The sequence below is a fragment of the Pseudomonas sp. NFACC37-1 genome (genome assembly GCF_900101575.1).
GTDB classification, from domain to species: Bacteria; Pseudomonadota; Gammaproteobacteria; order Pseudomonadales; family Pseudomonadaceae; genus Aquipseudomonas; species Aquipseudomonas fluorescens_AA.
The window spans coordinates 1-9,796 of sequence record NZ_FMUZ01000065.1 but is presented as its reverse complement, the minus strand read 5'-3'; the positions used below and the strand labels follow the sequence as shown (position 1 = coordinate 9,796).

Below are 9,796 nucleotides of genomic sequence, written 5' to 3'. Positions count from 1 at the left end.
AAGACTACTACGGCCTCTGCTGACTTCTCGCTCCGGCTTGCACCGTCGCCCTTTCAGGCACAAGGCGAGATCTCCCCAGGTAAGAACGCAATCCTTCACCACACAACCGCCGGATTTACGCAGCCTGATCCTTGACCACAAGAACTTCGCGGTTTTATGCCCGCTCGCCCTGATCGGCTTCGCCTTCTATCCGGTTCTTGTACATCGGCTCATGGCTTCGATCCACGCTTCCTCCCCACACTCGGTCGCCCTCATGCAGTTGCGCTTCACTTCGTTCGCTGTGGTCAGCTTACGGCGGGACTTTCACCCACAAGATTGCGCCCATGCTGGGCGCACATAAAAAAGCCGACCCAAAAATGGGTCGGCTCGATAACAATCCCGAAGGACTATTACTTGCGGCTAGCTTTTTCCAGCATGCGCAGAGCACGCTCGTTAGCTTCGTCAGCAGTCTGTTGTGCTTTTTGAGCAGCAGCCAGAGCTTCATCAGCTTTACGGTAAGCTTCGTCTGCACGAGCCTGGGAGCGAGCTGCTGCGTCTTCGGTAGCAGTCAGACGTGCTTCGGTTTCTTTCGATGCGCTGCTGCAACCGGTAGCCAGAACTGCGGCCAGGGCCAGAGCAGAGAATTTCAGAACGTTGTTCATCGGTTTCCCCTTCAAGGACTTTCTATTAGTGACTGTCTCCCCAGACTGGAGAGTTAGCCGGCGTACATACTACCCATTACTTGTAGTAAGTAAACTGACGTAGCGCAAGAAGCAAAAAAATTGTAGGCGGTGATTCTTTTTCGAGCAACTTTTCTTAGGGGTGTTGAAAAAATATACAGCCCCAAGCCCTTGGCAGGAGCGCGTCGACGAAGAAAAGTTCCGCAGTGGGGGAGAACTCTTGCCGCCCTCGCTAACGTCGTTGTTTATTGATTCACCTACACTTTTGTACATTTTTTGCGCAATGTCCCAGGCATCTTTATTGGTATTGGCGGTGACTTTAACTACGCGCGCTCGTCTCAAGACTCAACAACTGGCGATGTTCAGCTATTGCACCGTGACCGACTACCGCTCGACGATGGCGCTCAATCGATAAACCCGACCAGGTTTACCCCTTCGATGACAGGCGTGCCTTGAGCATTTGCGTCATTGGTGCCTACTATTCACGACGTGCTCGGGTTTGAGCGGATCGGTTTTGGCGCTCGGTGACCAGGAAGGCACGGGGTGGCGTAGATGTTCCTTCGCCGGAAAAACATCGGTAAGGTAGGGGTCGGCATTCAGACCCGCGAGGAGTAGTGATGAGCGAGGCGGTTACCATCCACCATGACCAGGCTGGTCATCAGTTCGAGACCAATGTGGACGGTCATCGTGCCTATCTGACCTATATGGACCTGGGCAAGCAGACCCTGGATATCTATCGCACCTTCGTGCCCAACGCCTTGCGCGGCCGGGGCATCGCGGCGGCGCTGACCGAAAGAGCGCTGCAGTACGCTGAAGAGATGGGCTACACGGTGATCCCATCCTGCTCCTACGTAGAGCGTTACATGGAGCGTCACCAGCGGCACGCGGCGAAGCTCTGAGAAAACGGATTCCCCAATAAAAAACGCCAGACTGAAAAGTCCGGCGTTTTTTTATGCCTTGAAGATCGCAGGCTTCACCAGCGCCTACATCCCCACCCAAATACGTGTAGAAGCCGTGTAGGAGCTGTCGAGTGAAACGAGGCTGCGATCTTTGTTAGCTACGCTGCCGCTTCGGCAGCACGTCCTTGAGTTTGGCATGCATGCTGCGCAGGGTGTTCTCGGTCGCGCTCCAGTCGATGCAGGCATCGGTGATGGAGACGCCGTACTGCAAGTCGGCGAGGTCTTTCGGGATTGCCTGGCAGCCCCAGTTCAGGTGGCTTTCGACCATCAGGCCGATAATCGACTGGTTGCCTTCCAGGATCTGGTTGGCCACGTTCTCCATCACCAACGGTTGCAGCGCCGGATCCTTGTTGGAGTTGGCGTGGCTGCAATCGACCATGATGTTCGGCTTGATCCTGGCTTTGTTCAACGCCTGCTCACACAGTGCGACGCTGACCGAGTCGTAGTTCGGCTTGCCGTTGCCACCGCGCAGCACCACGTGACCGTAGGCGTTGCCCTTGGTGGTGACGATCGACACGCCACCTTCCTGATTGATGCCCAGGAAGCGGTGCGGGCTGGAAACCGACTGCAAGGCGTTGATCGCCACGGTGAGACCGCCGTCGGTGCCGTTCTTGAAGCCCACCGCCGACGACAGGCCGGAGGCCATTTCGCGGTGGGTCTGGGATTCGGTGGTGCGCGCGCCGATGGCCGACCAGCTGATCAGGTCCTGCAAGTACTGCGGCGAGATCGGGTCCAGGGCTTCGGTGGCGGTGGGCAGGCCCATTTCCGCCAGGTCCAGCAGCAACTGGCGACCGATGTGCAGGCCGTCCTGGATCTTGAAGGAGTCATCCAGGTACGGGTCGTTGATCAGGCCTTTCCAGCCGACGGTGGTGCGCGGTTTCTCGAAATACACGCGCATGACCAGGTACAAGGTGTCGGAGACTTCCGCCGCCAGCACTTTCAGGCGCTCGGCGTATTCGTGGGCGGCCTTGATGTCATGGATCGAGCAGGGGCCGATGACCACGAACAGGCGATGGTCGGTGCCGTCCAGGATGTTGCGAATGACTTCCCGGCCCTTGGTCACGGTGCGCAGGGCAGCGTCGCTCAGGGGGATATCGCGCTTGAGCTGGTCAGGCGTGATGAGGGTCTCGTTGGAGGCGACGTTAAGGTCATTGATCGGTAAATCAGCCATCGTGTTACTCGTCAGGTCACGGGTGCCGGCCGCCAGCGATCCCCGCGCGGCGGTGCACAGCGAATTTTAAGCGCGTCGGGGAGCCGAACCTTATCGCGTTACGAGGTGGCTCGACAATGGGCTGGGCCCGGTTTAATTGCGGCAAGGGAGCTTGCTCCCGCTGGACTCGTAGGAACTGTCGAGCGAAGCGAGGCTGCGATCTTTCCAAAGCCGATTGAGTCGTGAGCGAAAGATCAAAAGATCGCAGGCTTCGCCAGCTCCTACAGAACCAGGCTGTGTAATGATGTGCAGGGGCTTTTTTACCAGGGGAGTTGCAACGATGCAGGCAGGGGTTAAACCGCGGATCGGGATGATCGGCACCGGGGCGATTGGCGGGTTTTATGGCGTGATGCTGGCGCGCGCCGGTTTTGACGTGCACTTTCTACTGCGCAGCGAATTTGCTGCCGTGGCCGAAGCCGGTTTGCGAATCGACAGCGCGGTCCATGGCACGCTGGCCCTCGACCCCGTCCAGGCCTATCGCTCGGCAGCCGATATGCCGCCCTGTGACTGGCTGCTGGTCGGCGCCAAGACCACCAGCAATGCCGATCTGGCTCCGGCCATTGCCCAGGCTGCCGCTGACGGGGCAAAAGTCCTGTTGCTGCAGAACGGCCTGGACGTCGAGGACGATCTTCGACCGTTGTTGCCCGATTCGCTGCATCTGCTGGGTGGCCTGTGCCTGATCTGCGTGCATCGCCTCGGCCCTGGTGTCATCGCCCACCAGGCACTTGGCGCGGTCAACGTCGGTTATCACAGCGGTCCCTGTGCCGATCAGGCGCAACGCATGGCAATCGTCGAAGAGGCGGCGACGTTGTTCCGCAGCGCCGGTATCGAGGCCCAGGCCATGCCTGGCTTGCAACAGGCCCGCTGGCAGAAGCTGGTATGGAATGTGCCGTACAACGGTCTTTCGGTCTTGTTGGGCGCCAGTACCACGCCGTTGATGGCCAACGATCATAGCCGCGAATTGATCCAGGCGCTGATGGCGGAGGTGGTCCGTGGTGCGCAAGCCTGTGGGCATCACATCGCGCCGGGTTATGCCGAGTATCTGTTCATGATGACCGAGAAGATGCCCGATTACTGGCCGAGCATGTACCACGATTATTCCCACAAGCGAGCGCTGGAACTGGACGCGATCTACGGCCGGCCATTGGCGGCGGCGAAAGCGGCAGGGTGTGAGCTGCCGAAAATCGAAGCCTTGTATCAGGCGTTGGCGTTCATGGATCGCTGTAACCGCTGAGCGGGGCGAAAGGGGAGTGGCATGGCAAACAACATCGACGACAAACTGGTGCTGGCGATTTCGTCGCGGGCGTTGTTCGACCTGAGGGAAAGCCACAAGGTGTACCTGTCCAGTGGCGTCGAGGCCTATCGGCAATACCAGATCGAGCATGAAGACGAAGTCCTGGCACCCGGCGACGCGTTCGCCCTCGTGCAGAAACTGCTGGACCTCAACGAACACCTGGGGCGTGCCCGGGTCGAGGTGATCCTGGTGTCGCGCAACAGTGCCGACACCGGCCTTCGGGTGTTCAACTCGATCCATCATTATGGGCTGGCGATTTCGCGCGCGGCCTTCGTTGGCGGCCGCAGTCCTTACCCGTACCTCAAGGCATTCGGTTGCGACCTGTTCTTGTCCACCCATGCTGAGGACGTGCGCAGCGCCCTGGACGCCGGATTTGCCGCGGCGACCATCCTGTCGGGTGGGGCCAGTCGCGCCGCCAGCGGAGAATTGCGCATTGCCTTCGACGGCGATGCCGTGCTGTTTTCCGATGAGTCGGAGCGTGTCTATCAGGCCGGTGGTCTGGAGGCTTTCCAGGCCAGCGAACGACAGGCTGCTCGCGAGCCGCTGCGAGGCGGGCCGTTCAAGGGCTTCCTGGCGGCGCTCAACGCGCTGCAACGCGAGTTCCCCGAGGACGCCTGCCCCATCCGCACGGCCCTGGTGACCGCCCGTTCGGCACCGGCCCATGAGCGGGTCATCCGGACTTTGCGTGAGTGGGATATCCGTTTGGACGAGTCGCTGTTTCTCGGCGGCCTGACCAAATCGGCCTTCCTGGAGGCCTTTGCCGCCGATGTGTTTTTCGATGACCAGACCGGTCACTGCGAATTGGCCCGGGAGGTGGTCGCCACTGGTCACGTGCCCCATGGCATCAGTAACGAAATAAAGCCCTGACTGCCTCTGAGTCGGGACGTCAGGCCGCACGTCGCAGTCCCCAAGGCGCTGCTAAGCTGAATCAATCTCCGCCATTCTGGCACGTGAGGAGGTCACATGATTCGTTCGATGCTGTACGCCACAGACCTGGGCCTTTATGCCCCTTATGTGATGCAGCATGCCTTGGCGCTGGCACGGACGTTTGAGGCCGAGTTGTATGTGGTGCATGCGGTGGAACCGATGGGGCTGTTCGCCGAATCGGTGTTGCAAAGCTATCTCGATGAGCAGGCGCTGAACGAATTCCATCGCCAAGGTCTGAATACGGTGATGGCCAACATCGAACAGCGGGTGCTCGACAGTTTCCGTGAGGAATTGGGGGAAGGGCAACAGGACTTGAAACTGATCAGGTCGGTCAGGGTGTACCAGGGCGATCCTTCCCAGGTCATTCTGGAGCAGGCTGCGAAACTCTCCGTTGATTTGCTGATCGTAGGCAGTCATTGCCAAGGGGCGAACGGTGAAACCCCCTTGGGCAGGACCGCTGCCCGGGTATTGCAGTTATCCCGGGTACCGGTCTACCTGGTACCGCTGGTCCAGCGTCGACGTCAGGGCGAGGCTTGAGGCTAAATGATGGCGTTTTTATAAAAAGTTCTAGATTTATTGTCGAAACCTTCCATATAGTTATATACCGTCGCTGATGCCCGTGGCGTCCAACTGCTTTGAGGGATACATATGAAGCTTCAACAACTGCGCTACATCTGGGAAGTGGCGCACCACGACCTCAACGTTTCCGCTACTGCCCAAAGCCTCTACACGTCGCAACCCGGCATCAGCAAGCAGATCCGCCTGTTGGAGGACGAACTGGGCGTCGAAGTCTTCGCCCGCAGCGGCAAGCACCTGACCCGCGTGACCCCGGCCGGTGAGCGCATCATCACCACGGCTGGCGAGATCCTGCGCAAGGTCGAAAGCATCAAGCAGATCGCCCAGGAATTCTCCAACGAGAAAAAAGGCACCTTGTCGATCGCCACCACCCACACCCAGGCCCGCTATGCGCTGCCGCCGGTGATCAGCAACTTCATCAAGCAATACCCCGACGTGGCGCTGCACATGCACCAGGGGTCGCCGATGCAGATCGCCGAGATGGCTGCCGACGGCACGGTGGATTTCGCCATTGCCACCGAGGCCCTGGAGCTGTTCGGGGACCTGGTGATGATGCCGTGCTACCGCTGGAATCGCTGCGTGGTCGTGCCCCACGGCCATCCGTTGACCAAGCTGCCGAAGCTGACTCTCGAAGCCCTGGCCGAATACCCGATCGTCACCTATGTATTCGGTTTCACCGGTCGTTCCAAGCTCGACGAAGCCTTCAGCCATCGTGGCCTGACGCCAAAAGTGGTGTTCACCGCCGCCGACGCCGACGTGATCAAGACTTACGTCCGCCTGGGCCTGGGCGTGGGCATCGTCGCGAAGATGGCCGTCGATACCAAGCTCGACAGTGACCTGGTGGTGCTGGATGCCAGCGAATTGTTCGAATCCAGCGTGACCAAGATCGGTTTCCGTCGTGGCACTTTCCTGCGGGGTTTCATGTGCGATTTCATCGAGAAATTCGCGCCGCACCTGACTCGGGAAGTGATGGCCAAGGCTATCCAGTGCCACAACAAGCAGGAACTCGAAGAGTTGTTCGACGGCGTAGAACTGCCGGTGCACTAAAAAAATACCTGCCTAGATCGCCTCGGTGACAGTGAACTGTTGCCGGGCGCCTGCGACCACGATCTCCACCTCATCCCCCTCGAACTTGCCCAGCAGGCCTCGGCCCAGCGGTGAGCGGGGGGTGATGACGGTGATCGGCTGGCCTACCAGCGAGACCTTCAAGCCTGCCGCATCCGGCCCGAGGAAGAGCCATTGCTGGCGGCCGTGCTCATCTTCCAGTCCGATCAATGTGCCGACCTGAATGCCGCGCTGCTCGTCATAAGGCCTCAATGTCAGGTTTTGACAAAGGGTGAGCGCCTGGCGGATTTCTTCCACGCGCCGGGCTTGTCCGGCGGCGAGGTAGGACGCCTCGAGGCCCAGGGTGTCGTATTTGTTCTCGGCGATGTTTTCTTCGTGGGTCGCGGTTTCGTAAGCGGTTTGCGCGGCGCGCTCGGCGATATCGAGATCAATCTCGAGCTTGTCGAGAATCAACTGGTGGACGGTCTGTTTGTTCATGTCATTCGCAGAATTGCAGCACGTTGGCGCGGCTTTTTTCACTGGGCGCATTCTGGTCCTGTTGCAGCCAGAACTGGCACTTGGGGTTGGACAGGTTGCGAGGATTGCTGCGGGCCTGATCAAGCGCCTGACGCTGCTCGTTCCTTTGCAGGTTCTGCTGATACTGCTCGAACATCGGTGTGGGCGGCTCGGGGGGCGGTTGCACCGTCGGTGGTTGCGCCAGTTGATGGACGGCGGCGGCCACCGGGGCCAGTTGTTCGTTGAACAGGAATCTGGACAGTAGCCAGCCTGTCAACACGATGGCCAGGAACCCCAGCCACAGGCCCAGGGCAATGCTGAAGGTCAATTGCAAAGCCGTAAGGCGCGAGGGTGTCGAGTGATCGGGCATGGCTGCTTCCTGGCAGGGTCATGGGCAGGCGCTGATTGTCGCATGAAGATTAATCGCCGTCGGCTCTTCTGCGCGATCGGTTTATTCGGGACAATCAGGCCTTTGTCACAGGGAGTCGGGAATGGCTGTGCGCTGGGATATTTTCTGCACCGTCGTCGATAATTATGGCGACATCGGTGTCACTTGGCGCCTGGCTCGGCAATTGGTGGCCGAGCACCAATGCGCGGTGCGGCTGTGGGTCGACGACCTGCGTGCCTTCGAACGGCTGTGCCCGCAAATCGATATCACCCTGCCCGAGCAATGGCAGCAGGGCGTGCAAGTGTGCCACTGGCCTGCTGAGTGGCAGTCCACCGAGGCCGCCGAGGTGGTGATCGCCGCGTTTGCCTGCCAGTTGCCGAGTGCCTACATGGAAGCGATGGCCGAACGCCAGACGACGCCCTTGTGGATGAACCTCGATTATTTGAGCGCCGAAGACTGGGTGATCGGTTGCCATGGCTTACCGTCAGTCAAATACAAACACGTGCAGAAATATTTCTTTTTCCCGGGCTTTCGGGAGGGAACGGGTGGCTTGCTGCGTGAGGCCGGTCTGCTGGAGCGCCGTCGGCAATTCCAGCAGGATGCCGAAGCGCAACGCAGCTTCCTGCAAGGATTGGGCGTCGAGCGGGCGCCGCAAGCCTGGCTGATCTCGCTGTTCGCCTACGAGAACGCCGGGCTGGCGAGCTGGTTTGACGCGATGGCAGCCGATACCCAGGCATTTCATGTGCTGGTTCCCGAAGGGCGAGTGTTGGGCGACGTCGAGCGTTGGCTCGGTGTCGAGGGCCTGAAGGTCGGTGCGCTGCATCGACGCGGGGCGCTGACGGTGCAGGTGCTGCCGTTCATTCGCCAGGACCAATACGACCAGTTGCTGTGGTGCTGCGATTTCAACGCCGTGCGTGGCGAAGACTCCTTCGTCCGCGCGCAATGGGCCGGTCGGCCTTTGCTCTGGCACATCTACCAGCAGGAAGAAGACGTCCACCTGGAAAAGCTCGAGGCATTTCTCAGGCTCTACAATCAGGGGCTTTCACCGGCCGCGCAAAAAGCGACCAGTGGTCTCTGGCGGGCCTGGAATGCCGGCCAGGACATGGCTGAGCATTGGAAAAGCAGCCGCGAACACCAGCGGGAACTGGCCGAACATGCCCAGGCGTGGTGTCTGGAACAGGCTTCGCGACCCGATCTTGCCGCAGCGCTGGTGAAGTTTTATGTAAATTGGATATGATACGCGGCCTAGATTTTTGTAAATCCCATCCAAATTCGGATATTCGCAATGAAAACTGGTAAAGAACTGAAACCCGGGACCGTGATCCGTCTCGAAAACGATCCTTGGCTGGTTCAGAAAGCTGAGTTCACCAAGTCGGGTCGTAACAGCGCGATCATGAAGACCAAGCTGAAGAACCTGCTGACCGGTTACAAGACCGAGATCGTCTACAGCGCCGACGACAAACTGGACGACGTGATCCTCGACCGCAAAGAAGCGACCCTGTCCTTCATCAGCGGCGACACCTACACGTTCATGGACACCACTGACTACACCATGTACGAGCTGAACGCCGAAGACATCGAAAGCGTTCTGCCATTCATCGAAGAAGGCATGACCGACGTCTGCGAAGCCGTATTCTTCGAAGAGCGCCTGGTTTCCGTAGAACTGCCGACCACCATCGTGCGTCAGGTTGACTACACCGAAGGTTCCGCTCGCGGTGACACTTCCGGCAAGGTCATGAAGCCTGCCAAACTGAAGAACGGTACCGAACTGTCGGTCGCTGACTTCATCGAAATCGGCGACATGATCGAGATCGATACCCGCGAAGGCGGTTCCTACAAAGGTCGCGCCAAGTAAGCGAAGCCTTCTGTATGAAAAAGCCCGACCATTGAGTCGGGCTTTTTTATGGTTCTTCACGGATTACCGGGAAAGACGCTCTTGATCTTCATGAAAAAGAATTCGCTATCCCGGTAACCGTACGCCATCCGCTTGATGACCTTTATTCGATTGTTTATTCCTTCCAACTGACCGGTGTGCATCGGCCAGCGAACCCGGCTCACGATGCCCCGCCAGTAACCCTTTAGCCGTTTGGCGAACTGGATCAGAGCTGGTATTTCGCTTTCATGCGCATGGCGCAGCCATTGCTTCCAGGCCGATCGCCAACCCCAGGCAGTACTCGGGGTCCAGAGTGTTTTGAGTTCAGCCTTCATCAAGTAGACCGTCAT

The 9,796-nt window shown here is 59.0% G+C and carries 12 protein-coding genes; 7 read left to right on the top strand and 5 right to left on the bottom strand.

From position 1 onward, the window contains the following. Nucleotides 1-389: 389 nt before the first annotated feature. Complete coding sequence (oprI, locus tag BLP82_RS29460; protein ID WP_003183784.1) at nucleotides 390-641, bottom strand: outer membrane lipoprotei OprI; 252 nt, start codon at nucleotides 639-641, stop codon at nucleotides 390-392. 635 nt (nucleotides 642-1,276) lie between these two features. Here oprI and BLP82_RS29455 point away from each other — a divergent pair. Next, nucleotides 1,277-1,558 carry a GNAT family N-acetyltransferase gene (locus BLP82_RS29455; protein ID WP_053120470.1) on the top strand — a complete coding sequence of 94 codons (282 nt, stop codon included), beginning with the start codon at nucleotides 1,277-1,279 and terminating at the stop codon, nucleotides 1,556-1,558. A gap of 154 nt (nucleotides 1,559-1,712) precedes the next feature. Here the strand turns inward: BLP82_RS29455 and BLP82_RS29450 are convergent, their stop codons facing one another. After that, nucleotides 1,713-2,789 carry a 3-deoxy-7-phosphoheptulonate synthase gene (locus BLP82_RS29450; protein WP_092176958.1) on the bottom strand — a complete coding sequence of 359 codons (1,077 nt, stop codon included), beginning with the start codon at nucleotides 2,787-2,789 and terminating at the stop codon, nucleotides 1,713-1,715. 319 nt (nucleotides 2,790-3,108) lie between these two features. On the opposite strand from BLP82_RS29450, the gene BLP82_RS29445 reads away from it, so the two are divergent. The 4 genes from BLP82_RS29445 (at nucleotide 3,109) to cysB (ending at nucleotide 6,672) form a co-directional block, all read left to right on the top strand. Continuing rightward, complete coding sequence (locus tag BLP82_RS29445; protein ID WP_092176955.1) at nucleotides 3,109-4,062, top strand: putative 2-dehydropantoate 2-reductase; 954 nt, start codon at nucleotides 3,109-3,111, stop codon at nucleotides 4,060-4,062. A 21-nt stretch (nucleotides 4,063-4,083) separates the two neighbouring features. Beyond that, nucleotides 4,084-4,989 (top strand): 5'-nucleotidase, encoded by a 906-nt coding sequence (locus BLP82_RS29440; RefSeq protein WP_092176952.1) that lies wholly within the window; start codon nucleotides 4,084-4,086, stop codon nucleotides 4,987-4,989. 96 nt (nucleotides 4,990-5,085) lie between these two features. Then, nucleotides 5,086-5,586: a universal stress protein gene (locus tag BLP82_RS29435; RefSeq protein WP_060738547.1), complete on the top strand. Its 501-nt coding sequence runs from the start codon at nucleotides 5,086-5,088 to the stop codon at nucleotides 5,584-5,586. A 111-nt stretch (nucleotides 5,587-5,697) separates the two neighbouring features. Further along, entirely contained in the window at nucleotides 5,698-6,672 is a 975-nt protein-coding gene (gene cysB / locus BLP82_RS29430; RefSeq protein ID WP_092176949.1) for an HTH-type transcriptional regulator CysB, read from the top strand. A 12-nt stretch (nucleotides 6,673-6,684) separates the two neighbouring features. Here cysB and BLP82_RS29425 read toward each other — a convergent pair whose 3' ends face one another. Both BLP82_RS29425 and BLP82_RS29420 read right to left on the bottom strand, forming a co-directional pair. After that, complete coding sequence (locus BLP82_RS29425; protein WP_092176946.1) at nucleotides 6,685-7,167, bottom strand: GreA/GreB family elongation factor; 483 nt, start codon at nucleotides 7,165-7,167, stop codon at nucleotides 6,685-6,687. 1 nt (nucleotide 7,168) lies between these two features. Further along, nucleotides 7,169-7,555 carry a hypothetical protein gene (locus tag BLP82_RS29420; protein ID WP_092176943.1) on the bottom strand — a complete coding sequence of 129 codons (387 nt, stop codon included), beginning with the start codon at nucleotides 7,553-7,555 and terminating at the stop codon, nucleotides 7,169-7,171. A 121-nt stretch (nucleotides 7,556-7,676) separates the two neighbouring features. Here BLP82_RS29420 and earP point away from each other — a divergent pair, with 121 nt between their 5' ends. Continuing rightward, nucleotides 7,677-8,810 (top strand): elongation factor P maturation arginine rhamnosyltransferase EarP, encoded by a 1,134-nt coding sequence (earP, locus tag BLP82_RS29415; RefSeq protein WP_092176940.1) that lies wholly within the window; start codon nucleotides 7,677-7,679, stop codon nucleotides 8,808-8,810. 48 nt (nucleotides 8,811-8,858) lie between these two features. Next, complete coding sequence (locus tag BLP82_RS29410; protein WP_003199385.1) at nucleotides 8,859-9,428, top strand: elongation factor P; 570 nt, start codon at nucleotides 8,859-8,861, stop codon at nucleotides 9,426-9,428. Between the two features lie 56 nt (nucleotides 9,429-9,484). Here BLP82_RS29410 and BLP82_RS29405 read toward each other — a convergent pair. Continuing rightward, nucleotides 9,485-9,796 (bottom strand): transposase (locus BLP82_RS29405; protein WP_139198001.1); only part of this gene is annotated, 312 nt, incomplete at its 5' end.